The following is a 25,339-nucleotide window of genomic DNA, read 5'->3' on the forward strand; positions in this document are numbered from 1 at the left end:
TCATTGAGAATCCCGATACCAGTGCATGATGGCTGCTTCCCTAAGCATGGACTCCTCTTCCCGGGCCGGCAACCAGTTTTCATGGCTGGCCGCGGCGCTCAGCAGGAAATCCATCCACGTCAGGTGACTGCGCAACACCCGTTTATGCCGGTGGGGAACGAGGGGGTTGAAAAAACCGTCCAGCCTCAGTAACTGCCGCGGTCTTTTGCGGATCCAACGCCAGGATCCCATTTCCAGGGTCAGGGGCAGAAACACGCCGTCGCTGGCACGGTTGACCTGTTTGTAGAAATAATCCCAGAGATCGCCGTGAGTCAGGTAATGGCGGGATTGGGGCTCGAACCGGTAATCGTGATTGGGGTAGGCCTGTTCCCAGATCAGCTTCAACGCCATCACCGAGGCAATACGGCGCATGGGGCGGCGGCGATACGCGTACGGAAACCAGATCTGGTCCTTCCAGCCGAAACCGGAATGGCAGTCCAGGGCCACGCTGAACGGGCGGCCCGGGATCAGTTCGCTGATGACGGCTTCCAGCGCCCGGTTCTCCGGCTCCATGCCCTGCTCCGGATCACCGATGTACCAGGGCAGGCGAGTCGACAGCCGCTGACCACCGAGCATGAAGGCACTCCGTTCCTGGGCCACAATCGGCGCATTGCGCATCAGGTCGACCCCGTTGGGATTGCTGCGCTGGTTCAGGAACATCCCGCCGGGATTGAGGATCGGCAGAACCGTAACCCGGACGGATTGCAGCAACTGCTGAAACCGCTCGTCCCAGCGCAATCGCGCAAACACCGAGCCCAGCCACGCCATCACCACCTGAGAGCCGATCCGCTCCAGCCCGTGAACGCCGCCCACCAGCAGGAGGCCCGGCGCATCGGGCTGTTTGCTGCCCAGGTCCACCCGGTAAATCGGCAGAGACAGCTCCGCCATGGCAACGCGCTCGACCACGTCGGTGGTCACGCTGGCAGGTGCCTCCGCCAGCAGGCGCTCCAGTTGGACCATTTCCGGCAGGAAGGCGCGCAACAGCCGCCGTTGGCGTCCGTCCCGTGTGGCCTGTTCTGCCGGAATGGCAGCATGAGGTGTCAGTGTCCGCAGTTCGGTCATGGCGCGCTCCCCCTAAACGGCTGGAGTCTAAGGCTTAATTGCTACAGTTGGTTGACAGCTCCCCCGCCGTTATCGCGCCAATACACCAACTGAAACGACACATTTAACCTAACAGACTTGTAACTATTCTCAGGATCCTTATCCTGAAAGGTCTAGTTGTTCGAGATCCAACGGTTTGATTGATACCCGAGATAACACAAAGAACACAGCCAATCCGATCTGTCATGGTCGCGACCTCGTAGTTTCTGAACTGCCCTTCCTGAAGAACCCAATGAATCACCAACCTGAAAAGGAGAAGTGACTATGCGTAAGATTACTTCCGCTGTTCTGTTGTGCGCTGCCGCCGCGCCGGGCCTCGCCCAGGCCAATGAATGCGGCGAAGTCTCCATCACCGAGATGAACTGGGCGTCGGCCTCTGTGGTGACCAATGTCTCCAAGTTCATAATGGAACAAGGCTACGGCTGTGACGTCAGCGTAATCCCGTCTGATACCGTACCGGCTGTGACCTCTGTCGCCGAGAACGGCGAACCCGACATCGTGACCGAGCTGTGGCTGAACTCCACCGGTGAGATCTATGAGCGCCTCGAATCCGAAGGCAAGGTTGAGCGACTGGGCAAGGTTCTGACCCCCGGTGGCGTTGAGGGCTGGTGGATCCCGACCTACCTGGTCGAGGCCCATCCCGAACTGAAAACCATTGAAGGCATCATGGCCAACCCGGAGCTGGTTGAAGCCCGTTTCAACAACTGTCCGGATGGCTGGGGCTGTCGGATCGTGAACGACAACCTGATCCGCGCCCTGGACCTGGAGGCGTCCGGCATTGAGGTCTTCAACCACGGTTCCGGTGAAACCCTGGCCTCCTCCATGGCCTCCGCGGTCGGCAGCGAAGAGCCCTGGTTCGGTTACTACTGGGGTCCGACAGTGCCACTCGGCAAGTTCGACATGACCCGCGTCGACCTGGGCGAATACGATGAAGCGGCCCACTCGGCCAACCAGAACCCGGACACACCCGATCCGAAGGTATCCGACTTCCCGGCTGCGCCGGTATTGACGTCGGTGACCACGGACTTCCGGGAGCGAGAGCCTGAAGTGGCCGACATGCTCAGCAAGATGACCTTCGAAACCGACACCATGAGCAGGGTGCTGGCCTGGAAGAGTGATAACAATGCCTCCGCAGAAGAGGCGGCCGTTTACTTCCTGAGCAACAACACCGAGACCTGGAAAGACTGGCTCAACGATTCCGCGCGTGAAAAGCTCGCGGCCATCCTGAGCAACTAAGCGGTTCCAGTTGAGGCGGGGCCGCCACCGGCCCCGTCCGTTTCCCTCCTTCACTCACCCGATGTCCGTTAACCTGGCGGAGATACGCGCAGGAACCTGACAAATCATGGCTACTTACGATTTTGTTTTTTCATCACTCGGTCTGGATGACTGGTGCTCCGAGGGCAAGAGCGATGCCCCCATGTCCATGGCTCAGCTGCTGTCGAAAACAAAAGGCGAAGAGGCCACGGCGACTTCCGTCTGGGATCTACCATTCCCATCCATGGACGCCCTGCACAAATCCTGTTCAGCGTTCCCGCAGTCACGGGACCTGACCAAGGGGCTGGAGGAAGGCTTCCTCGCCATCAAGGACAGCCTCAGCATCATCCTCGACCCAATCACGCAGCCACTGAGCTGGGCACTTGATGGCACCCTATACGCCATGCTGAGCGCCCCCTGGTGGATCGTTATCCCGGTGCTCCTGGCCGTGGTTTTCCTGGTCAGCAAGTCCTGGAAGCTCGTGGCATTCGTCGCAATCAGCTTTTTCACCCTGGCGTTCATCGACTATTACGAATACGCCATGCAGACCCTGGCCATCATTTTTGTCTGCGCCTTGATCTGCGTCCTGTTCGGGGTGCCCATAGGCATCGCGATGTCGCGAAGTGACATGATGCAGCGAATGACCATCCCGGTCCTCGACATGCTGCAGACACTGCCACCGTTTGTGTACCTGATCCCGCTGATCTTCCTGTTCAGCGTCACCGAATCCAAGCTCTATGGCATCGCCATCATCCTGTACGCCATTGTGCCGGTCATCCGACTGACCAATCTCGGGATACGGCTGGTGGACAAGGAAGTGATCGAGGCCGCCGATGCCTACGGCATGACGCCCAGACAGAAGCTGTTCAAAGTCCAGATCCCCCTGGCCCTGCCCAACATCATGGCAGGGGTCAACCAGACCATCATGATGAGTCTGGCCATGGTCGTGATCGCCTCCCTGGTGTCGGCCCCCGGGCTCGGTGTGCTGGTTCTTCGGGGTATCCGAAACCTGGAACTGGGCGTTGGCCTGGTGTCCGGTCTCGGCATCGTCGTTCTGGCCGTTATCCTCGATCGGGTAACCAAGGCTTCTCTGGCGCGCATCAATGCCGCCCAAAAGCAGTGAGGACAGAGACGTGGCAAGAGATATCAAGATTTCCATCAAGAACCTGTACAAGATCTTTGGGCCGACACCGGACGTCGGCCTGGAATACGTCCGCAAGGGCATGGGCAAGGCCGAACTGCTGGACAAGCAGAATCATGTACTCGGCCTGAGCGACATCAATGTCGATATGCGCGATGGCGAGATCACTGTCATCATGGGGCTGTCCGGTTCTGGCAAATCCACGCTGATCCGACACCTGAACCGGTTGATTGAGCCCACGGCAGGCCAGATCCTGTTCGACGGTGAAAACGTGCTCAGTTACGACGAAGCCGACCTGCGCAAGCTGCGTCGGGAGCGGATGTCGATGGTGTTCCAGAAATTCGCCCTGCTGCCGCACAAAACCGTGCTGGAGAACGCGGGCATGGCCATGGACGTGCGTGGCTACAGCACCTCCGACTTCGAGGGCGAGGCTCGCAAATGGCTGGCCCGGGTGGGACTGGAAGGCAATGAAAGCCAGTACCCTCACGAGCTTTCCGGGGGCATGCAGCAGCGGGTGGGCATTGCCCGCGCACTGGTGTCCAACTCCCCGGTCATGCTGATGGACGAAGCCTTTTCGGCACTCGATCCGCTGATCCGGTCGGACATGCAGGACCTGCTGCTGGAATTGCAGGAGGAACTTCACAAAACCATCGTGTTCATTACCCACGACCTCGACGAGGCCCTGAAGCTGGCCGATCACCTGGTGATCCTGAAAGACGGCAGTGTGATCCAGCAGGGGGATCCCCAGGACATCCTGCTCAACCCCAACGACCCCTACATTGTCGACTTCATCAGTGACATCAATCGCGCCCGGGTCCTGCGGGTTCGCTCGATCATGACCCAGCCGGACCGGGACGATATCGAGTACGCCGGCGATCTGAGTGAAAAGGACAACCTGGAAACGGTGCTGTCGAAATCCGAAGGCGACACCTCGCTGGTCTTCCGGGTTGTTCGCGACGGCGAGCAGGTGGGCGCCCTGACCATGAAAGACCTGACCCGGGCACTGGTGCCCACCGAGGCGTCCGGGGAGAGGGACAACCGGGCCAACTAGGGGCCGATTGGTTACAAAGTTTGAGGCACGGGGTATGATCAAGGTAAGTCGCACTGACGGCATACCGGCCATACCACCATGCTGAGAGCTTTACTACTGAGTTCCGTTGTTTTTCTGGCGGCTTGTTCGCCGCCAGAGGATCCTCCCCCCGTGGTTCCGGAGACCGAATTTTCCGAACCCGCCGTTTTTCCCGAAAGCGCCGAACGGGAACAGTGGCGCACAATTACCATTGCCGCCGACCCCTGGTGCCCGCACAACTGCGAGGCGGGGTCCGAGCAGGAAGGCTACATGATCGAGATTGCCCGGGAGGCCTTCGCTCCGGCGCGACTTGAGATCAGGTACGTCAACATGAGCTGGGCCCGGGCACTGGCCCAGGCGGAGGCCGGGTACGTTGATGCGGTCGTCGGGGCGTACATCGGTGACGCGCCGAATTTCGTGTTCCCGGATGAGGCCATTGGCGAAGCCAGAACGGTGCTGTTCGCCCATGCCCACAGTGACTGGACCTACCGGGATATCGATTCCCTGAAACAGCTCAAACTGATCGCCATCAATGGGTATTCCTACTCCCCCGATCTCGACGCCTACATCGAGAGGCACAAGGACGACCCCGAACGGGTGTGGATCATTTCCGGCCCGTCGCCCCTCAACCGGGCCATTGAACTGCTGGAGCAGGAACGAACCGATGTGCTGCCGGAAGACCTCCGGGTGATGCAATGGACCCTCGCACACATGGACAGCCCCCCCACCCTGCGTCAGGTCGGTCAGCTGGAGAAAATGCCAGCCTACATTGCGTTTTCCCCGGCCAACCCCGATTCCCCGGATCTGGCCGCGATGTTAACCGAGGGAGTCCGCAACCTCAGGAACACCGGGCGCCTGCAGGAGATCCTCTCCCGCTATGGATTGTCATGGCCGGACTGAAAGGCCTTGATCGTTTCGCCCTCGGGCGTCGATAACCACAGCTCGCCGTGCTGCCCGATCCGCGCCCTGGACACCCGGCCCATCACGTCAAGAAAACGGTCTTCCTGACTCATCAAGGCCGGCGCACAGGCCATGCGTGTGGTCGCCAGCTGGCTGAATCTGAGGCCGCCCTCGCCGTTGAACTCGTACCGGCCGGTAAAGCGATTGCAGGACGCCAAACCGGACACCCGGTTGTCCTGCTGAAACCGGATGGACATGCGTGAACGGTCAATGATGCCTCGCTCAGCCAGGTCATCGACCACCCATTCCGCCCCCTGGAACAGGCGCAGCGGGTCGCCGCCACAGCCCTCGAAGACGTCGCCGTTGATCCTCAACCGGGCCTGATTGGGAAACTGGACGCCCGACATCGTGTCCTCGCACAACTGCGTGGCCACCGTCAGGGTGGCCCGTATACCGTCGTCTTCACCGACAAACTCCCGGCCGTGGCGGTCCGCAGTCTTCTGCTCAACCATCACACTCAACGTGGCATCCTGTTCATAGGGACGCGTCACTTCCAGCATGCCGGCATGCACCTCGGCCCGCCAGAAGGGCTCGTTACCCCGGGCGACGAAGGGCATCTCCAGCGCGCCCGGCCGCAGGCATTCGGGGTATTGCTGGCCACCAATGGTGAGCATGGCCCGTTCGCCCTTGCTCCAGAACCGGGTGCGGTCGTCCCCGGGCGCGACATACAAGGCTCCGGAGGCAGACGCCGCCGGCTTCAGCAGCAGACGTTTATCCAGATAGTCCACACTCAGCAGCCGGCTGTCGGGGTTGGTCGCCACCTGAATATCGAGCTGGCCACAGGCGTAAGAGCCGACCATCGGGCTGTCAGACTCGGACGTCGTCGCGCAGGCAGATAAGCTGAGGCCAGCTACCGCAAGGGGCAGGGCCAGAATTCGGGAGGGGAACATGGTCGGTTTCCTTGGTTGTTTGGACCTCGGGCGACAGTGTAAAACCCAGGCTTCCATTAGGCCATCGATCAGAGGCAATGACCATCGCCGTCAGGCTTCTTATCCGGTCGCTTCCTGATTATGCTAGGGACTCAGACAAGGAGATAGACCATGGCTCTCAAGCTCTACCAGTTCGCCATTTCGCACTACTGCGAAAAAATTCGCTGGGCGCTGGATTACAAAGGCCTCAATTACGAGACCGTCACCCTGCTGCCCGGCCAGCACATAAAAACCATCCGGCAGCTGACGGGCGGCAAGGATACCTCGGTGCCGGTGCTGGATCACGACGGCCACATCGTCCAGGACTCCGCCCAGATCATCGACTACCTGGACCACACGTTCCCCGACCGGCCCCTGACGCCGGCCGATCCAGAGGTCCGCGAACAGGCCCTGGCCTGGGAAAAGCGGCTGGACGAGGAAGCCGGCCCCGCGGTTCGCTGCTATTCCTACCACCATTTCCTGCAACGGCCGAAAGTGGTCGTTCCCATGCTCGCCGCCGGCACGCCCTTCTACAACCGCTTCCTGCTCAGCCTGACCTTCAGCCGGGTCGACGAGATCATGCGCAAGTGGATGAAGATAAACGAAAAAACTTCAGAGCAGTCGCGCCTGGTGATGGAATCACTGCTGAACGACCTGGCAGAGGCCTACGCCGCACGCCCCTACCTTGCCGGCGACACGTTCTCCCGCGCCGACCTGACCGCGGCCGCAATCTTTGCGCCCATGTTCCAGCCGGCAGAATACCCGGTGCCCTGGCCCAAGTCCGGCAAGATCCCTCGGGACATCAAGGCCTGGCTGGAACAATGGCAGCCCCAGATTGAGGTCCTGTCCAAGATGTATGACAGCCATCGTAAGCCCGGCTGACCGTCACCGGTGTCGTAAATCGCCAGCGCTTGTGTCGGAAAGTGACAACGGCCCTGACCGGCATCCGTGCCAGAATGGGCCCTGAACAATAACAACGCTGGCAGATTTGCTATGGCTTTGACGGATATGTTGCTCGCGGTCCTCGACGACAGCGGGCTCCGGTCGCTCTGGGATGCCGTGTCGCCCTGGCTGGCCCTGGACGAACGGCAGCTGATCTTTGTGGTGGCAACCCCGGTGTTCATCGCGGTCGCGGTTTGGGAGTACCTGAAAATTCGACATAACCCGGCGTTGATGGACGCCCGGGAAGCGGTGCGGAACTTTGCGCTGGGCGCGGGCTACCAGACCACCGAGCTGCTGTTCGCCGGCATGATCGCGTTTCCGGTCTATGCCCTGTGTTACCACTACCGGATCTTCGATCTGGAGCTGAACTGGCTGACCGGTTTCCTCACCTTTCTGGGCGTCGATTTCTGCTTCTACTGGATGCACCGGGCCAGCCACCGCATGCGCTGGTTCTGGGCTGCCCACGTCGTCCACCACTCCTCGGAGCGCATGAATTTTTCCACCGCCATGCGCCAGAATGCCACCAACATTTTCAACGGCATGTGGGTGTTTTACCTGCCCATGGCCCTGCTGGGGTTCAATCCGGTGTGGATTGGCATCGCCTACGCCCTGTCCCTGGTCTACCAGTTTTTCATCCATACCACCCTGGTCGGCCGCCTACCCGGATGGGTCGAAGGGATCTTCAATACCCCCAGCCATCACCGTGTCCACCACGGTCGCAACCCGGGCTACATCGACCGCAACTACGGTGGCACCCTGATCATCTGGGATCGTCTGTTCGGCTCCTTTGTGGACGAGGACGCCAAGGACCCGCCGGACTACGGCATCACCCGTCCGGTACCGTCCAACAACCTGATTGTGCTCTGGACCCACGAATACGTGGACCTGTTCCGCGACATGGCCCGCCCGGGCAGCTTATTGTCTCGACTCAAACACCTTTGGAACCCGCCGGAATGGGAACGTCCGGCCTCGTCAGACTCAGGCCCCCCCCCATGCAAGAACACCCGTTAACACTGAGCAGTCGGGATGATCATCGAATAACCGGCACCGTTTTCCGGCCGGAGCATCCAACCGCGGTCCTGGTCATCGCCCACGGCATGGCCGAACATGCCGGCCGTTACCGCGAACTTGCCCGTTGGCTGGCGTCCCGCCAAATCGGGGTGATCACCTACGATCACCGGGGCCACGGTCCGAGGTGTCCGGAATCCCGGCGCGGTCACTACAGCGACGAGGACGGCTGGGGCAAGGTCACCGACGACCTGTACCGGGTGTTGCAGCATTCCCGCGAACTCTTTCCCGGGCTCCCGCTCACGCTCCTGGGCCACAGCATGGGGTCGTTTATCGCCCAGAGCTGCGCACAACAGCACGGCGGTGCCGTGGACGCCCTGATCCTGAGCGCCACCAACCGTATCCACCGGCCACACCTGCTGATCTCAGGGCTGCTGATCGCAGGCATCCGCAAACTCTATGGCACTCACCACCGCAGCCCCACCATCGCCAGGATGACCTTCGGCAAGTTCAACCGGCAGTTCCAGCCCAACCGCACGGCCAGTGACTGGCTCAGTCGGGACGCCGACCATGTCGATGCCTACGTCGCCGACCCCCTGTGCGGCTTCGACTGCACCGCAGGACTGTGGTTCGACTTTATCCGGGGCATGCTGACGATATCCCCCTCAAGCTGGCGCAAAGACCTCCCGGTGCATCTCTTCGCCGGGACTGACGACCCGGTTGGCGAAATGGGCAAGGGCATCACCCGCCATTTTCAGGCCATCCGCAATGGCGGTATCGATCGGGTGACCCTGCGACTGTTTGATCGCGGACGTCACGAGATGCTGAACGAAGTTAACAGGGAAGAGGTCCGCGACTACATACTGACCTTGTGTCGCCCACCGCCTGAACGGCATGATACGACATCAACCGGCGACGCTCAGCCGGAAGCCCTCTGATTCATCTGCACAACCGGGGAGTTGGCGATTGCCTGGCCAGAACCAACGATTGACCGTGATTGCAGGCCTCGCCCTGTGGCTGTGCCTCGTCGGCACAGCCTCGGCCGCGGACGTGCGCCTGGCCATCGCCGCCAACTTCACCGATACCGGCAATGAACTGATGGCGGCGTTCACCGAGGCCACTGGACTGGAGGCATCGGCCAGTTTCGGCTCCACGGGTAAACTGTATGCCCAGATCCTTCACGGAGCGCCGTTCGACGTCTTCCTGGCCGCCGATCGTCAGCGCCCGGAACGGCTTGAGAACGAAGGTCTCGGAGTCAAGGAAACCCGGTTTACCTATGCCCGGGGCCGGCTGGTACTGTGGAGCCCGACACCCGGAGTGCTTGACGCACCGGAGGCCTGGCTCGCCTCAGGTACGTTCGCCCGGCTGGCCATCGCCAACCCCAAAACCGCACCCTACGGGCTGGCCGCGCGGGAGGTGCTGTCCCGGCTCGGACTCTGGGAGTCGTTGCAGCAACGTCTGGTTCGCGGTGACTCCATTGCCCAGACCTTTCAGTTTGTCGCCACTGCCAACGCCCAGGCGGGCTTCGTCGCGCTCTCCCAGGTCCGCGCCTGGCACCAGAAGAATGGATCTCTGTGGCTGATCCCACCAGACCACTATTCCCCCATCAATCAACAGGCTATCCTTCTTACCCGGGGCGAGCAGAACGCCGCTGCACACCAGTGGCTCGACTTCCTGCACAGCGACACCGCCCGGAACATCATAGAACGCTATGGTTATGACACCCCTAACTGAGCAGTAACCCGGTCACCAAGATGGACGCATACTGGGAGCCTGTATGGCTCACACTGAAACTGGCCAGCCTGACCACCGCGCTTCTCCTGGTGGCCGGCACGCCCGTCGCCTGGTGGCTGGCCCGAAGCCGTCACTGGTCGAGACAGCCGATTGCGGCCATTGTCGCCCTGCCCCTGGTGCTGCCACCCACGGTGCTCGGGTTCTACCTGTTGATCCTGATGGGCCCGGAAGGCATCGTCGGCAAGCTGACGACGGAACTGGGACTGGACCTGTTGCCCTTCACCTTTGAAGGCCTGGTCATCGCGTCCATGATCTACTCGCTGCCCTTTACCGTGCAGCCGCTCCAGAACGCCTTTCAGTCGGTCAACCAGCAGTTACTGGATGTCGCCGGAACACTCCGGGCCTCTCCCATGGACCGTTTTTTCTCGGTGGCGCTCCCCCTGGCGAGGCCCGGGTTTCTGACCGCCGCGGTGCTCACGTTTGCCCACACCATTGGCGAGTTCGGCGTGGTGCTGATGATTGGCGGCAACATTCCGGGCGAGACCAAGGTGCTCTCGGTCGCCATCTACGATCACGTTGAGGCGCTGGAATACACCCAGGCCCACTGGCTGGCCGCAGGCATGGTGGCCTTCTCCTTCGTGGTTCTGGTGGCCCTGTATTCCCTCAACGGGCGACTGCAGCCGGGGATGGTGAAATGACTTCTGACGCCGGAATCCAGGTTCGTGTGCGGTGCCGGCTGGATGAATTTGAACTGGACGTTGACCTGGAGCTGCCCGGCACGGGCCTGACCGCACTCTTTGGGCATTCGGGGTGCGGCAAGACCACGCTGCTGCGTTGCATCGCGGGGCTCCAGAGCGCCGAAGGCAGCGTGATCGTCAACGGGGATGCCTGGCAAAGCAAGACGGCTCTGCGCCCGGTTCACCAGCGTCCACTGGCCTACGTGTTCCAGGAAACGTCATTGTTTCCACACCTCAACGTGCGCCGCAACCTCAGCTATGGTTACCGACGAATTCCCGCGGCACGTCGACGCATCGGTTTCGACGACGCCGTGCAGTGGCTGGGCCTGTCGCACCTTCTGGATCGAATGCCGGCTGGCCTGTCCGGAGGCGAACGCCAGCGTGTCGCCATTGCCCGCGCGCTTCTGACCAGCCCGGAGCTGCTGCTGATGGACGAGCCCTTGTCCGCCCTGGACCGGACCAGCAAGCAGGAGATCATGCCCTACCTTGAAACCCTGAGGGACAAACTGGCCATCCCAATTCTCTATGTGTCCCATTCCACCGCGGAAGTGGCCCGACTGGCGGACCACATCGTGATGATGGACCGGGGCCGCATCCTCGCCGAGGGCCCCTTGCAGGAAACCCTGGCCCGAACCTCGCAGCCCTTTGGCCTGGAACAGGATGCCGGCGTGATCATTGATGCCCGCATTGGGGAGCGGGACGACCAGTGGCATTTGTGCCGCGCCGACTTCGCGGGCGGCCATCTTTGGCTCCGGGCCGAAGACAACCTGGCCATTGGCCGGGCCATTCGCCTTCAGATCCTGGCCCGGGATATCAGCCTGGCACTGGCTGAACAGACCGAGCAAAGCATTCAGAATCTGGTTCCGGCGGTCATTGACGAGGTTGCCTCGGAACTGAGCCCGGGCACCTCCATGGTTCGGCTCCTGGCAGGCCAAACCCCTTTCCTGGCCCGCCTGACCAGCCGGGCCGTGCATACCCTCCGGCTTGAGCCAGGCCAGAACGTCTGGATGCAGGTCAAATCCGTGGCCATTGTCGACTGACGTTCCGGGCCGGTTTCTGGCCCGTTAGGCCACAGCCGTCGGACTTCCCAGCCGTTACGCTTCAACCGTCCGTTCAATTTCCGATGGGGAGCACCGCAATGGCAGGCGTCACACACCGAGTGGCCAGCGGGGGCATCACGCTCCACGCTGTCACTGAAGGCAACCCCGCAGGCCCACCACTCGTTCTGGTTCATGGCTATCCGGACAACCACAGAGTCTGGGACAAGGTCGTCGCGGCCCTGGCAGCCGATTATTTCCTGGTGCGCTACGACGTTCGCGGAGCCGGCCAGTCCGACAAGCCCGCACGCACTCGGGATTATCGCCTGTCCTGCCTGGCGGACGACCTCCGGGCGGTGGTGGATCAGCTGCTGCCAGACCGGCCCTTTCATCTGGTCGCCCATGACTGGGGCTCGATCCAGAGCTGGGAATCGGTCACCACCGCTCCGCTGGCGGGCCGGATACTCTCCTACACCTCCATTTCCGGGCCCTGTCTGGACCATGTCGGCTTCTGGCTGAGACGCCAGTGGCGCGATGTATCAGGGGGCGGTGCGGGAAAGCTCCTTCGACAGCTGGCAAGCTCCTGGTATGTGTTTTTGTTTCAGGTGCCACTCCTGCCGGAGCTGATCTGGCAGTCTGGCCTGGACAGGATCTGGCCGGCACTGCTGCAACGTCGAGAGGGCGTCACCGACGCCCGCCGGACCCCCTTCCAGAAAGCGGACGGTCGCTTTGGGGTCAAACTGTACCGGGCCAACTTCCTGCCCCGGCTGCGCCGACCCGCGGAGCGCCACGCCACCTGTCCGGTTCAGCTCCTCATTCCGGGCCGCGACAATTATGTGGGCAGCGAGCTCTTCGAGCACCTGGCGCACTGGACGGGCAAGCTGACTCGCAAGGAACTGGACGCGCCACACTGGGCGCCGTTGACAGATGCGGGATTGATCGCAGAAGCGGTGCGGGAGTTTGTCAGCGCCCAGACGGGGAGACGGGCGCTGGCCGATCAGCGGGTTCCGTAAACCACCATGGTTTTACCCTTGACCCGCACCAGGCCCTGGTCTTCCAGGGTCTTCAGGACCCGGCCCACCATTTCCCGGGAACACCCCACGATGCGGCCGATCTCCTGACGGGTGATCTTGATCTGCATGCCGTCCGGATGGGTCATGGCGTCCGGTTCCTTGCACAGATCCAGCAGCGTGCGCGCCACCCGACCGGTGACATCCAGGAACGCCAGATCCCCGACTTTGCGGGTGGTCTGACGCAGGCGGGACGCCATCTGTTCGCCAATGAAGTAAAGCACCCGGGGATCCTGCTGGGCGATTTCCCGGAACTTGGTGTAGGAGATCTCGGCCACTTCGCACTCGGTCTTGGCCTTTACCCAGGCACTGCGCGAATCCATGTTGTCGAACAGCCCCATCTCGCCAAAAAAGTCACCGGCATTGAGGTAGGCCATGATCATTTCCCGGCCATCGTCGTCCTCGATGATGACGGTCACCGAACCTTTGACGATGTAGAACAGGGAGTCGCTCTTGTCACCGGCATAGATTATCGTGCTCTTGGCTGGGTAACGGCGGCGGTGGCACTGCGAAAGGAAATAGTCGAGATGCTTCGTTTTCTGCTCAACCGGCTTGACGATAGTGGCCATAATGCGAGTCGTGCCTCCTCAAATACTGGCGGGTCCCGATGTTTGTTATGCACCCGGCTTTCCCTGCGGGTTCGGTCATTTTTCTACAAAAACTGCGCAACTTATAACAAGAAGGCCTGATTTGGGCAACCGGAAAGCTTATACAAGTTGTATCCGACGAGCTTTCCCCGGCTGTTCGAAACAGGTGTCTGTGCTAGCATTCCGCCAACAATGCCAACTTTGCCTGCCGGCCCGACCGGCGCGCTAGCCTACTGGAACGGAGTGTAGCCTCAATGAAAGCAACCGTTGACTGGACCGGGAATGCCAGCTTCAAAGTCACCAGTGGCACGGGCCACAGTGTTCAGCTGGACGGCCCACCCGACCACGGCGGTGAAAACCTCGGCCCGCGTCCGATGGAAATGCTGCTAATGGGCCTCGGTGGGTGCTCTTCGTTTGACGTCATGAGCATTCTGATGAAGAGCCGTCAGGACGTTACCGCGTGCCACGCCGAGCTCGACGCGGAGCGTGCGGATGCTGTGCCCGCGGTGTTCACAAAGATCCACCTGCACTTCGTCGTCACCGGTCACCAGCTCAAGGAAAACCTGGTGAAGCGGGCGGTGAGCCTGTCCGCGGAAAAGTACTGTTCGGCGTCTATCATGTTGGAACAGGCCGGGGTTGAAATCACCCACAGCCATGAAATCCGCGAGGCCGACTGAACCGGGGACGAGCAATCCCCGACCGGTCGCCCAAAGGCCGCAACCCGGCCCCCGGCACGGGTCTGGATGCATCGGCAATCACGGATGCTAAAATGATGCCCCAAGACTATTCAACATCTCTCGCGGTGTGCATAATACGCACCCTCTCCGCCGGTCTGCGCAAAAGGTGTACAACCGGGTCAGTAGTCGGTGGCGGCCTCGGCAGAACGCACTAACGCATTTCTGCAGTCATTCATCTCCATTCTACGGAGGGGCTGAGCATGGAAACCAAACTCCAGCTGCACGGTTTCAACAACCTGACCAAATCCTTGAGCTTCAACATCTACGACATCTGTTATGCGCAGACCGAAGAGCAGCGCGAAGCGTACATCGATTACATCGACGAGATGTACAACGCCGAGCGACTGACCCAGATCCTGACCGACGTGGTCAAGATCATCGGCGCCAACGTGCTCAACATTGCCCGTCAGGATTACGACCCCCACGGCGCATCAGTCACCATGTTGATTGCCGAGCACGAACTGACCAACGGCGAGGAGCCGGACAACGAAGAATCGCCCGGCCCCTTGCCAGACACCATCGTGGCACACCTGGATAAGAGCCACGTAACCGTGCACACCTACCCGGAAAGCCACCCCCACGACGGCGTGAGCACCTTCCGGGCCGACATCGACGTGTCCACCTGTGGCCTGATTTCACCGCTCAAGGTACTGAACTACCTGATCCACAGTTTCGACTCCGACGTGGTCACCGTGGATTACCGGGTCCGCGGCTTCACCCGTGACGTCGACGGCACCAAGCATTACATCGACCATGACATCAACTCGATCCAGAATTATCTGACCGAGGATACCCAGAACGCCTATCAGATGATCGATGTCAACGTGTACCAGGAAAACCTGTTCCACACCAAGATGATGCTTAAGAACTTCAAGCTGGATAACTACGTGTTTGGCGTCAACGCCAGCGATCTTGGTGAAGAGGAAGCCCAGTCCATCGAAGATCGGCTGCGCCGGGAAATGCTGGAAATCTTCTACTCCCGGAACGTGGAATAACGCGCGTCAGCCGGGCCGGGCGCGCCCTGAGGGGCGCGCTTTTCCATCATCAAAAATTCTGAACAAACCTTCCAAGATTCTCCGATTTCATCTGAGCCCTCTACGCAGTTCAATACCTCCATACCATTCGAATCACCCTCGGAGGAATTGAACATGAAAAACGTACTTGTCATCACCGCAAGCATTTTCGGCCAGGACGGTCAGTCCTCTCAGCTGGTAGAGCGCACGTTGGAGCAGCTGAAGAAGACCCATGGTGAGATCCGCATCACCCATCGCGATCTGGCCGAAGAGCCGGTTCCACACCTCGACGCCTCCCGGTTTGGCGCTTTCCTGACCGGCACTGACGACCGCAACGATCAGCAGCAGCGCATCGTGGATTATTCAGATTCACTGATCGAAGAGGTCAAGCAGGCGGACGTGTTGGTGATGGGTGTGCCCATGTACAACTTCGGTGTTCCGTCCGTCCTGAAGGCTTACTTCGATCACATCGCCCGGGCCGGCATCACCTTCCGCTACACTGAAAATGGCCCGGTCGGTCTGCTGGAGGATCGTCCGGTATACATTCTGGCGGCGCGCGGTGGCATCTACGCTGGAACCCCGAACGACTCGCAGACACCGTTCCTGCGTTTGTTCCTCGGCTTCCTGGGCCTGAACGATGTGCACTTTGTGTACGCGGAAGGCCTGAACATGGGCGACGACCAGAAAGAAAGCGCCCTGAACGAAGCCAGCCGGGATATTGAGACCCTGACCGCCTGAACCGGCGGTTCCCATTCCCTTTCGGAAGGAGGTCAGTCATGACAGAACGCACGCTTAAACAGGTTATACCAGGCGCCGAGACCTCGGACGGGGCCGGGGTCCGTATCAAGCGCTCTCTGGGGCAACAGCCCTCGCTACGGCTGGATCCCTTCCTGATGCTGGACGAATTCGGATCGGCGGAGGCCTCGGACTACATTGCCGGGTTTCCCTCGCACCCACATCGTGGCTTTGAAACGGTGACCTACATGATCGAAGGTCACATGCTGCACGAGGACCACCTCGGCAACCGTGGGGACCTGCGCAACGGCGGAGTGCAGTGGATGACGGCCGGCCGCGGCATCATTCATTCGGAAATGCCCCAGCAGGAAGAAGGCGTGATGCGGGGCTTCCAGCTCTGGCTGAACCTGCCCGCCGCGGAGAAGATGACCGAAGCGGGGTACCACGATATCCAGCCGGAGGACATCCCCGACATCACCATTGACGGTGGGCGGATAAAACTCATCGCCGGAACCGTGGAGATCGACGGTGCCGCACGACAGGGCGCAGTCTCGGGCCGCAGCACGCAACCGGTTTATGCGGACATCCTTCTGGACGCCAACGCCCGGGCAACCCTGCCGGTACCGGCCACCCACAACGGCCTGGTCTATCTATACGAAGGCGAGGCCAGCGTGGGCGACCGGGAACTGCAGCGCCACGCGGCCAGTGTGCTCGGAGACGGTGACCGGGTTTCCGTGACGGCCGGCGCACAGGGCGCCCGGCTGCTGTTGATTGCCGGCAAGCCCATCGGCGAACCTGTGGTGCAGTACGGACCGTTTGTGATGAACACCCGCGAGGAGATCGAGCAGGCACTGCAGGATTTTCGGGACGGCAGGCTCACTGCCTGAGCACATCAGGCGAAGGGTTTTCTGGCCATCAGGCGCTGAACCATGGGTCGCACCAGCAGATCCATGGCCAGCGCCATTTTTGTGCCTGGTATGACCAGGGTGTCGTGGCGGGACAGGCTGCTGTTGGCGATGACCTGGAGCAGGTAGGGAAAATCCACTTCCGACGGGTCCCGAAACCGGATCACCAACATGCTCTCGTCCTCGGTGGGCACATCGCGGACGACAAACGGATTGGAGGTATCCACCAGGGGAATCCGCTGGAAGTTGATGTGGGTTTGTGAAAACTGCGGGACGATGTCGTGGACGTAGTCGTCCATCCGGTTGATGATGGTCTCGACCACGGCTTCCTGGCTGTACCCCCGCTTGTTGGTGTCACGATGGATCTTCTGGATCCATTCCAGGTTCACAATGGGCACCACGCCGATCAGCAGGTCCACGTACTGGGCAATATTGTAGGCATCGCTGACCACGCCGCCATGCAACCCCTCGTAGAACAGCAGGTCGGTATCGGCCGGCAAGGGTCCCCAGGGCGTGAAGGTACCCGGTTTGTGGCCGGCGGCCATCAGTTCGCGATCCTCATCGTGCACGTACTGGCGGTAGCGACCGTTACCCGTGTGGCCATAGTCGTAAAACAGCGCTTCGAGTTTATCGATGTGATTGGCGGCCAGCGCGAAGTGGTTGCGTTCGCCAAACTGCCCCTTGGCGGCCAGCCTCGCCATCTGTTCCCGGTTGTACCGGTGGAAGCTGTCCCCGCTGACCATGGCCGCATTCAGGCACTCACTGGCAAACATGCGGTTGAAGATCTGGCCGGTTGTGGTGGTTCCGGCGCCGGACGAACCGGTAACGGCAATAATCGGATGGCGCTTGGACATACAGATGGGGTCCGAAGATCAGATGAGACTGTCGAGTAACCTCGGTTTCTCGACCACGAAGCCTTGAGCGTAATCCACGCCCAGCTGTGTCAGCATATCCAGAATGTCGCGGGATTCAACCTGGGACGCAATGACTTCCCGCTTCATGTAATGGGCCATATCGACCATCGACTGCACCATCGCGCGGTCAGTCTCACTGGTGGAGAGCTGGCTGGTGAACGTGCTGTCGATCTTGATCAGGTCCACCGGAAGCGAGCGCATGAACTGGAACGAACTTGGCCCACTGCCAAAATTGCCCAGACAGAACCGGCACCCCAGTTCTTTCATTTCCAGCATAAAATCCGCCACCGCCTCGATATCGTTGATGGCCGACGCCTCAGTGAGCTCGAACCAGAGCCGCTCGATGGGCGCATCCTTCTGGCTCAGCTTTTCGTAGATAAACTCCAGCAGCGACTGGTCGTTGAGGGAAAAACCGGACAGGTTGATGCAGATCCCACCCATGTGCCGGGGGTCCGGCGCTTTTGCCTGCAACCAATCCAGCATGTGCCCGACCACCCAGCGATCCACCGCCTGCATCCGGTCATACCGTTCCGCCATGCGCACGAAGTCGCGGCCGGTGATCAGGGTTCCGGCATCGTCGTACATGCTGATCAGCACTTCGTACTGGGGCGACATGGCTGCCTGAGCGTGCAAGGGGATGATCTTCTGGCAGCGTAGGAGCATACGCTCCTCGTTAAGATCACTCAGGCCTGCCACCTTGGCGGCAATCTGCTCCTGACGCGCCTGGTCGCCGGCATCCAGCGCGTACTCGGCCACCTTGCCGTGCCCTTGTTGTTTGGCGGCCGACAGCGCCTGCTCAGACGCCCTCAGCCAACGCTCGGCGCTGGCCAGCGCCGGCAGTTCAGGCACCACACCGGCACTCGCCGACAAACGGTAGGTACGGCCATCAAAGGTGAATTCCGCGGCTTCGACCGAACTGACCAGGTCACGGGCGATCTGCAGGGCATTCTCTGCGGGCACCAGCAGCGCGAACTCATTGCCCGACAACCGCGCCAGTGGCATCCCATCCTCGACGGCACGGCCCAGGAGATCCGCCACCATCTTCAGGGTCGCATCCCCGGCCTGGTATCCGGCGGTATCGTTGAGCAACCGGAACCGACGCAGGTCCAGCCGGACCAGCGTCCGCTCGTCTTCGCGCCGGGCCAGTTGCTGGTCCAGCATGCGCTCGAACTCGCGGCGGCCCAGCAATCCGGTCAGCTCGTCGTGGGTCGATGCCCAGGACAGCTGATCGTAAACCTTGCGCACCATCCGATCGATACTCTCATCCACCAGTGGCCGCTCATACTGGTTGTCCGGAACGATAATGCCCTTGCGCATCTGGCGAGCCAGCGCCTCCAGTTCCAGCTCAACCACGCGCATACCCTGATGATTCACAAACACGAAGCGGCTGAACCCACGGGCAATCCACACCAGGCGGATGTACTGGGGCTGGTCCGGCTTTTCCTGATCCCGCAGCCAATCGCCGGTACGCAGTTGCTGCGCCCGGTTGATCCACCGTTGCAGACTGCGCTGTTCCCGCTCGGACAACGCCTTCGTGTCGGTCTTCTCGGGCTGCACCGGTGGTACCTCCACCAGGTCGGGAGCCTTGTCGGGACTGCGTACCAGGAACTGTTTCAATTCGTCACGAATCTGGGACGACGGCATGTGGTTGCTGGAGATTGACGACAGGCCGTCCTGGATCACCCGCAACAACTCCGGAAGGTTGATGGTGCTGTGGGGGTCGACGGCAAACGCCAGCAGCGAATCGATCACGGACAGGTAGTCCTGCCAGAGCTGGCTGTCCGGACCCTGGCGAATCCAGGTCAGCGACAGCAGATCGCGCCAGCCACCGTCCAGCAGACTGAGAACCGCCTTGGGCACCTTACGGCCCGCCAGCTTCTCGTTCAGCACCTCGGCCACGGCCTGTTTCGACTCGGCCACTTTCTGTGCGCCTTCCGCGGCCGCCGTCACGCGCTCGACGTTGCGCCGATAGACCAGGTTCTGGCGATCAATCAGGGAATCAAGCTCCAGCATGGTCTGCTCGAACACCCCGGTATCCTGTTCGAAATCGGTGGTAATTCGCTGGATCAGTTCATCGACCCGGCGCTGAACCACCGGATTGATCCGGCCGCCTTTCACCCCAAGCTGGGCCAGACGGTTCATCACGCCCCGGACCGGGCTGTCCTGATCGTCGAAAAACGCCGGATCCCGCATCACCACCTTGAGCACGGGCACCTCAAGCTGGCGCATGCGCTCCTGGGCATATTCACTCAGTTTCGGGCTTTCGACCACCGACCGGAAAAACCGGTCGACCACATCCAGTGTGCCCTGCTGTTCCTCATCCAGCTTGGTGTCGCCACTGGCCCGAACCTTCTCCACCACCCGTTCCTTGAGCGTGACCGTTTCGGTATCAGCGACAGCCTGCACCTGCAATTGTTGCAGCTCCCGATGCAGTTCCCCGGCCGAAAGAGGCCGGGCATTGGGCGGAAACGTCACCGGTTCGGCATCGCCCCGGGCAACACGGCTGGCGCTCAGGGTATCGAGCAGATTGCGGACGGTGGCAAACGCAGTCTGCGCCGCCTGGGAATAGCCACGAAACTCGCCGCCTGTTCGGGGGCTCCGGGACCGGCGAGCGGGGGCTGCCGGTTTCGCTGACTCGGCCGGGCGGGCGGATTCCTTCGGTTTGGGTTTGGGTTCCGGTTTTGGCGCCGGGGGCGCCGCAGGCCGGAATTCCGATCGTGTGACGGCGTGGTCGCTCAGGTACTTGCTCAGGTCCAGGTCCGGCAGCACCCCCTGGCGGATCAGGATGTTGTTGAGTTCCTCATAGAGGGGCCCCAGCTGTTGCAGCACCGTTTGTTCAAAGATCTTCAGGCAAACCTTTTCCACGTCCCGGGTTGCCTTCAACTGGTTCAATCCGGCGTGGAAGGCTTCACAGACCAGGGACGGTCCGAGCGGATTGTGATGCCCCGTGGCGTTGGCAATGCCCAGTTTGTCCAGGCGCAGCTTTAGTTGCAGCAGGTCACCCCGGTACTGGGTATCGGCCTTGGTCACCATCACCCGGATGGTCAGCCAGTCCTCGAACTCACCCTTGTCCACCACCGACAGTTCCGAGCCCGGAAACCCCTTGGGTGCGGGCTTGAGGGGCGACTCCAGGGTTCGGGCCATCTGGTGCCAGATTACCCGCTGCCGGGCCTGGAGCTGGCCGGAGGCATCCATGAACTCGTTGGCCTGCTGGTCGTTCGTGGCTTTCTGGGCCGCCTGTTTGAGCCCGGCCACCATGTGCGCGAAACAGTGGTCCATCAGGGGTTCGATGAACTGGATGACCGCCTTGGCCGATTGATGCAGGACATACTGGACGCGATCGCTCGGTGCCCGGAGCGACGCCCGATCCTGGTTCCGGGAACTGCCACACTGCTGCAGCATGGCGTCGACGGCGGCGGGGTTGGAGCGGGTGAAATGGACGCCCATGGCACCCTCGATCCGGCGAACGATGCTGACATGCAGTTCATGACGACGCTGGCCATCGAGGCTTCGGAACCGGACCACCAGTTCAGACGGGCTCGCGGCGACCAACGCCCGATCGAGCTTGCGGGAGGTATCGGCCGAATAGCGGACAAAGAGGCCTTCCGGACAGAAATCCGCGATCTGGCAGGGCCAGGTTTCGCCATTTCCCAGATCAATTTGGGCCGCCAGCTTGATGGGTTTACGGGGGCTGCTACGACGTTCTCTCGGATCCATGAACTACCTGATCATTCGCAATACCGGAACGGGCGGGCAGTCGCACCCACCGAATCCGGCTTTCATCCCTGGAATCAGTGACAAACGCCACCTGCTACTATGGGAACCATGTCTGTAATATATCGGCCCGGCCCCCACGGGTAACCTTCGCCACTATAACATCCTGACCCATGAAACAGCTTAGTCAGATATACCTTCTTTTGCTACTGGTAACCGGTGTTACCGGGTGTACGACCATTGGCTACTACAGCCAGGCCGTGAGCGGTCACCTGTCCCTGATGATGGGAGGGGATTCCGTGAACGGGCTGATCGCCAGTGACGCGACCCCCGACGAACTGAAAGCGAAACTCACCACCAGCCAGAGGGCCCGGCAGTTTGCCCGCGAAACCCTGAGCCTGCCGGTCGGCGACGCCTTCACGGATTACGTCGCGCTCAATCGCCCCTGGGTGGTGGTCAACCTGGTCGCGGTGCCCGAGTTTTCCCTCGAACCCCACCGCTGGTGCTATCCGGTGCTTGGCTGTCAGGCCTACCGCGGTTATTTTGACCTCGACGACGCGGAGACGGAACAAGCCACGTTCCAGGAGGCGGGCTACGACACGTTCATTGGCGGGGTAACGGCCTATTCGACACTGGGCTGGTTCGACGACCCGCTGCACTCGGGCTTCACCAATCTCTCCGACGACCGGATGGTCGCGCTGATGTTCCACGAGCTGGCACACCGCGTCGTTTACATCGGTGAGGACACGGCGTTCAACGAAAGCTTTGCGACCGCGGTCGAACTCGAAGGCCTGAAGCTGTGGTCCAATCGTTCGGGCGATCCCGAATCGTTCCAGCGGGCCTTCGAGCGCCTGCAGCAGCGCAACCAGACCCTGGCACTGGTGGAGACAACCACGGCCCAGCTGGAAGCCCTGTACCAGCAGCGCGACCGACTGTCGCAGGAGTCCATGCGCGAACGGAAAGCCGACCTGATGGCAGGTTTGCTCGAGGCCTACTCGGAGCTCTCCCGCCAATGGACCCAGCCAGGGCCGTTCGGCGCCAGCCCGACCCGCCTGAACAACGCCAACCTCGCCCTGTTCCAACAGTACAACCAGTACGTTCCGGGGTTTCGCCAGCTGCTAAGAGACCAGGATCATGATTTCGAAGCCTTCTACCGGGCCGTGGAAGCGCTCTCCGAGCGCCCGGAAACCGAGCGCTCACAGCGACTGGCCGAGCTGTCAGAGCGCTTTGTAGAAGACTTTTGAATTGCGCTGGGTGTTGTAGGACGCCAGTTTGGGACCCGGCAGGGATTGCACCGTCGATGTCTGGAAGCCCCGCTCCCGAAACCAGTGTTCGGTTTGCGTGGTCAGTACGAACAGCTTATGGAGGCCCTGTGCCCTGGCCAGTTTTTCCACCATGGCGAGAATCTCATCACCCCGTCCCGCCCGACGGTAGGACGGGTCCACGGCAAAACAGGACAACTCTCCACTCGCTTCCTCCGGATAGCTGTAGAGCGCGGCACAGCCAACGATCGTGCCGTCGCGCTCCGCTACCACAAACCGGTCGATCTCGGTCTCCAGCATTTCCCGGGACCGACGGACCAGGATACCCTGTTCCTCCAGCGGCTGAATCAGCTCCAGAATACCGCCGATGTCCTCAACCCGGGCCTGTCGGATCTGCTCGTAATTGTCACCGCTGACCAGGGTCCCGGAGCCATCCCGAGTGAACATCTCCTCCAACAGAGCGCCGTCATCAACGTAGCTGATGATGTGAGCCCGGCGAACACCTTTGACACAGGCGTCGCAGGCGGCCCGCAAGAGCGCGGCATCGTGACCGGTCACGACACCCGCGGCGAGGCGTTCTGACGCCTGACGCGCCGAGAGCTCGCGGATCAGGGAACCGTCTTCCTCGAGCAGCCCCTGGTCATCGATGAAGACCATCAGTTTTTCAGCCTGCAGGGCGGCCGCCACCTGGCTGCCCACGTCCTCGTAGGACAGGTTGAAGGCATCGCCGGTGGGCGAATAACCCAAGGGCGGCAGCAGGACGATGTGCCCCAACTCCAGCAGTTTCTCGATACCGGCCACGTCAATCCGCCGGACCTTACCGGTGTGACCGAAATCAATACCGTCCAGTACCCCGACCGGTCGGGCGGCGACGTAATTCCCGCTGCTGACCCGGATCCGGGCATTGTGCATCGGGGAGTTCACCAGCCCCATGGACAGGCGGCTCTCAAGGTAGGCGCGCAGGCCGCCGATGGCCTCCATCACCATGGGCAGCTGCTGCTCCGGGGTAATACGCAGCCCCCGGGCAAAGGATGACTCAACACCGGCACCGTCCAGGCGGGCCTGGATTTGTGGTCGGGCACCGAACGCCACCACCAACTTCACCCCCAGGCTGCTCAGCAACGCGATGTCGTGGATGATGTTGATGAAATTGCCATGCTCAATGGCATCGCCCGGAATGGTCAACACCACCGTCCGTCCCCGATGGGCGTTGATGTAGGGCGATGAGTGGCGGAACCCATGCAGCCAGTCGTTCGATTTCAACCCGCTCTCCAAGTCAGTCGTTACAGGGCGTTTACAGGCAGAATTGTCTGATCAGTCCCTTCAGGATCCGGACCGTCGGCTCCAATTGAGACAGTTCCAGGTACTCGTCGGGCTGGTGGGCCTGATCGATGGAGCCCGGCCCCATTACCAGCGTTTCCAGCCCCAGCTTCTGCAACCAGGGCGCCTCGGTCGCAAACGCCACGGCATGGGCCGAGTGCCCGGTCAGTTTTTCACAGGCCTTCACCAGGGCCGCATCGGCCGGCGTTTCAAAAGGCGGCACACCGTCGAACAGGGGCTCGAAAACCATTCCCAGCTCCCGGCGCTCGGCAACCGGCTGGACCCGGTTCAGGATCGCCTGCCTCAGGGTTTCCATGTCCATGCCCGGCAGGGGCCGGAGGTCAAAATGCAGCTCACACTGTGCGCAGATCCGGTTGGGATTATCGCCACCGTGGATGCAGCCCAGGTTGAGGGTCGGCACCTGGACTTCAAAGTTCGGATTGCGGTACTGCTCCTGCCATTGGCCGCGCAGGGCCAGCAACTCGGACAGGGCCTCGTGCATGCCTTCGAGCGCATTGCGGCCAAGGGCCGGGTTCGAGGAATGGCCGGACTGGCCTTCAAATTTCAGGCGCTCCATCATGATGCCCTTGTGCATGCGCACCGGTTTCAGGCTGGTGGGCTCGCCAATGACCGCGTAGCGGCCCTTGGGCTTGCCGGCCTCAGCAAGGGCCCGGGCGCCATTCATCGAGCTCTCCTCGTCGGCCGTGGCAAGGATGATGAGCGGTTCCTTGAGCGGCGTGCCGGCATACTCCCGCGCCGCCTCGATGGCCAGCGCGAAAAACCCCTTCATGTCGCAGGTACCCAGGCCGTACCATCGGTTATCCCGTTCCGTCAGCGTGAAGGGATCACTCTGCCAGCGCTTGTCATCATAGGGCACCGTATCGGTATGGCCGGAAAGCACCAGGCCACCCGAGCCGCTACCGAGGGTGGCGATCAGGTTGAACTTGCCCGGCATTCCGGGTACGTCCAGAATCTCGACGGCGAAGCCGAGGGGCTCAAGCCACTCAGCCAGTGTCCGAACCACCGCCTCGTTACTGTGATCCCAGGTGGAGGACGCACTGCTGATGGAAGGCAGGGATATCAGGCGAGCCAGCATGTCTTTCACGCCTGGCACCGACGCGGTATTCACTGCAGACTGCGACATAGGTTTTC

At 61.3% G+C, this 25,339-nt stretch carries 23 protein-coding genes; 16 read left to right on the forward strand and 7 right to left on the reverse strand.

All coding sequences use genetic code 11. The features are described from left to right. On the reverse strand, positions 1 to 1,101 hold the full coding sequence (locus KXD86_RS09260) for a M14 family zinc carboxypeptidase (RefSeq protein WP_218635738.1): 1,101 nt from the start codon (positions 1,099 to 1,101) through the stop codon (positions 1 to 3). 303 nt (positions 1,102 to 1,404) lie between these two features. Here KXD86_RS09260 and KXD86_RS09265 point away from each other — a divergent pair, with 303 nt between their 5' ends. From KXD86_RS09265 to KXD86_RS09280, 4 genes are all read left to right on the forward strand, one after another. Further along, complete coding sequence (locus KXD86_RS09265) at positions 1,405 to 2,376, forward strand: ABC transporter substrate-binding protein (RefSeq protein WP_218635739.1); 972 nt, start codon at positions 1,405 to 1,407, stop codon at positions 2,374 to 2,376. A gap of 106 nt (positions 2,377 to 2,482) precedes the next feature. Continuing rightward, positions 2,483 to 3,517: an ABC transporter permease gene (locus tag KXD86_RS09270; protein ID WP_218635740.1), complete on the forward strand. Its 1,035-nt coding sequence runs from the start codon at positions 2,483 to 2,485 to the stop codon at positions 3,515 to 3,517. 10 nt (positions 3,518 to 3,527) lie between these two features. Further along, positions 3,528 to 4,586, forward strand: coding sequence for a quaternary amine ABC transporter ATP-binding protein (locus tag KXD86_RS09275; protein ID WP_218635741.1), 1,059 nt, complete (start codon positions 3,528 to 3,530; stop codon positions 4,584 to 4,586). A gap of 150 nt (positions 4,587 to 4,736) precedes the next feature. Further along, positions 4,737 to 5,504, forward strand: coding sequence for a substrate-binding periplasmic protein (locus tag KXD86_RS09280; RefSeq protein ID WP_312846269.1), 768 nt, complete (start codon positions 4,737 to 4,739; stop codon positions 5,502 to 5,504). Here the strand turns inward: KXD86_RS09280 and KXD86_RS09285 are convergent. Continuing rightward, on the reverse strand, positions 5,480 to 6,454 hold the full coding sequence (locus KXD86_RS09285) for an META domain-containing protein (RefSeq protein ID WP_218635743.1): 975 nt from the start codon (positions 6,452 to 6,454) through the stop codon (positions 5,480 to 5,482). The two genes, KXD86_RS09280 and KXD86_RS09285, sit on opposite strands and share 25 nt — an antisense overlap. Before the next feature lie 150 nt (positions 6,455 to 6,604). Here KXD86_RS09285 and KXD86_RS09290 point away from each other — a divergent pair, with 150 nt between their 5' ends. The 7 genes from KXD86_RS09290 to KXD86_RS09320 all read left to right on the forward strand — a co-directional run bounded on the left by KXD86_RS09290 (position 6,605) and on the right by KXD86_RS09320 (position 12,943). Next, positions 6,605 to 7,354 (forward strand): glutathione S-transferase family protein, encoded by a 750-nt coding sequence (locus KXD86_RS09290; RefSeq protein ID WP_218635744.1) that lies wholly within the window; start codon positions 6,605 to 6,607, stop codon positions 7,352 to 7,354. Positions 7,355 to 7,465: 111 nt separating this feature from the next. After that, on the forward strand, positions 7,466 to 8,425 hold the full coding sequence (locus KXD86_RS09295) for a sterol desaturase family protein (RefSeq protein ID WP_218635745.1): 960 nt from the start codon (positions 7,466 to 7,468) through the stop codon (positions 8,423 to 8,425). Then, positions 8,407 to 9,360, forward strand: coding sequence for an alpha/beta hydrolase (locus tag KXD86_RS09300; RefSeq protein ID WP_218635746.1), 954 nt, complete (start codon positions 8,407 to 8,409; stop codon positions 9,358 to 9,360). Before KXD86_RS09295 ends, KXD86_RS09300 begins: the two co-directional genes overlap by 19 nt. A 28-nt stretch (positions 9,361 to 9,388) precedes the next feature. Continuing rightward, on the forward strand, positions 9,389 to 10,156 hold the full coding sequence (gene modA, locus KXD86_RS09305) for a molybdate ABC transporter substrate-binding protein (protein ID WP_228739362.1): 768 nt from the start codon (positions 9,389 to 9,391) through the stop codon (positions 10,154 to 10,156). Between the two features lie 20 nt (positions 10,157 to 10,176). Next, entirely contained in the window at positions 10,177 to 10,854 is a 678-nt protein-coding gene (modB, locus tag KXD86_RS09310) for a molybdate ABC transporter permease subunit (protein WP_218635748.1), read from the forward strand. Then, entirely contained in the window at positions 10,851 to 11,933 is a 1,083-nt protein-coding gene (gene modC / locus KXD86_RS09315; RefSeq protein ID WP_218635749.1) for a molybdenum ABC transporter ATP-binding protein, read from the forward strand. Before modB ends, modC begins: the two co-directional genes overlap by 4 nt. Positions 11,934 to 12,031: 98 nt before the next feature. Next, on the forward strand, positions 12,032 to 12,943 hold the full coding sequence (locus tag KXD86_RS09320; protein WP_218635750.1) for an alpha/beta fold hydrolase: 912 nt from the start codon (positions 12,032 to 12,034) through the stop codon (positions 12,941 to 12,943). On the opposite strand, the gene crp is transcribed toward KXD86_RS09320, so the two are convergent. Beyond that, complete coding sequence (gene crp, locus KXD86_RS09325; RefSeq protein ID WP_007153756.1) at positions 12,928 to 13,569, reverse strand: cAMP-activated global transcriptional regulator CRP; 642 nt, start codon at positions 13,567 to 13,569, stop codon at positions 12,928 to 12,930. The genes KXD86_RS09320 and crp overlap by 16 nt on opposite strands. A 272-nt stretch (positions 13,570 to 13,841) precedes the next feature. Here crp and KXD86_RS09330 point away from each other — a divergent pair, with 272 nt between their 5' ends. The 4 genes from KXD86_RS09330 to KXD86_RS09345 all read left to right on the forward strand — a co-directional run bounded on the left by KXD86_RS09330 (position 13,842) and on the right by KXD86_RS09345 (position 16,959). Continuing rightward, positions 13,842 to 14,264 carry an OsmC family protein gene (locus tag KXD86_RS09330; RefSeq protein ID WP_218635751.1) on the forward strand — a complete coding sequence of 141 codons (423 nt, stop codon included), beginning with the start codon at positions 13,842 to 13,844 and terminating at the stop codon, positions 14,262 to 14,264. A gap of 260 nt (positions 14,265 to 14,524) precedes the next feature. After that, positions 14,525 to 15,319 (forward strand): adenosylmethionine decarboxylase, encoded by a 795-nt coding sequence (gene speD, locus KXD86_RS09335; RefSeq protein ID WP_218635752.1) that lies wholly within the window; start codon positions 14,525 to 14,527, stop codon positions 15,317 to 15,319. Positions 15,320 to 15,472: 153 nt separating this feature from the next. Then, positions 15,473 to 16,075: an FMN-dependent NADH-azoreductase gene (locus KXD86_RS09340; RefSeq protein ID WP_218635753.1), complete on the forward strand. Its 603-nt coding sequence runs from the start codon at positions 15,473 to 15,475 to the stop codon at positions 16,073 to 16,075. Between the two features lie 38 nt (positions 16,076 to 16,113). Next, on the forward strand, positions 16,114 to 16,959 hold the full coding sequence (locus KXD86_RS09345; protein WP_218635754.1) for a pirin family protein: 846 nt from the start codon (positions 16,114 to 16,116) through the stop codon (positions 16,957 to 16,959). A gap of 5 nt (positions 16,960 to 16,964) precedes the next feature. On the opposite strand, the gene KXD86_RS09350 is transcribed toward KXD86_RS09345, so the two are convergent. Both KXD86_RS09350 and KXD86_RS09355 read right to left on the reverse strand, forming a co-directional pair. Then, a complete protein-coding gene (locus tag KXD86_RS09350) occupies positions 16,965 to 17,831 on the reverse strand; it encodes a phosphoribulokinase (RefSeq protein ID WP_218635755.1) in 867 nt (288 codons plus the stop codon). An 18-nt stretch (positions 17,832 to 17,849) separates the two neighbouring features. Next, positions 17,850 to 21,608, reverse strand: coding sequence for a DUF1631 family protein (locus tag KXD86_RS09355; RefSeq protein ID WP_218635756.1), 3,759 nt, complete (start codon positions 21,606 to 21,608; stop codon positions 17,850 to 17,852). A gap of 170 nt (positions 21,609 to 21,778) precedes the next feature. On the opposite strand from KXD86_RS09355, the gene KXD86_RS09360 reads away from it, so the two are divergent. Continuing rightward, positions 21,779 to 22,849 (forward strand): aminopeptidase, encoded by a 1,071-nt coding sequence (locus KXD86_RS09360; RefSeq protein ID WP_218635757.1) that lies wholly within the window; start codon positions 21,779 to 21,781, stop codon positions 22,847 to 22,849. Here KXD86_RS09360 and argA read toward each other — a convergent pair. Then, the gene (gene argA, locus KXD86_RS09365; protein ID WP_218635758.1) at positions 22,823 to 24,130 is read right to left on the reverse strand and encodes an amino-acid N-acetyltransferase; all 1,308 of its coding nucleotides are present in this window, start codon (positions 24,128 to 24,130) and stop codon (positions 22,823 to 22,825) included. The two genes, KXD86_RS09360 and argA, sit on opposite strands and share 27 nt — an antisense overlap. Positions 24,131 to 24,161: 31 nt before the next feature. Further along, complete coding sequence (gene argE / locus KXD86_RS09370) at positions 24,162 to 25,331, reverse strand: acetylornithine deacetylase (RefSeq protein ID WP_218635759.1); 1,170 nt, start codon at positions 25,329 to 25,331, stop codon at positions 24,162 to 24,164. Positions 25,332 to 25,339: the final 8 nt, after the last annotated feature.

The sequence above is a fragment of the Marinobacter arenosus genome (assembly GCF_019264345.1).
Classification (GTDB): domain Bacteria; phylum Pseudomonadota; class Gammaproteobacteria; order Pseudomonadales; family Oleiphilaceae; genus Marinobacter; species Marinobacter arenosus.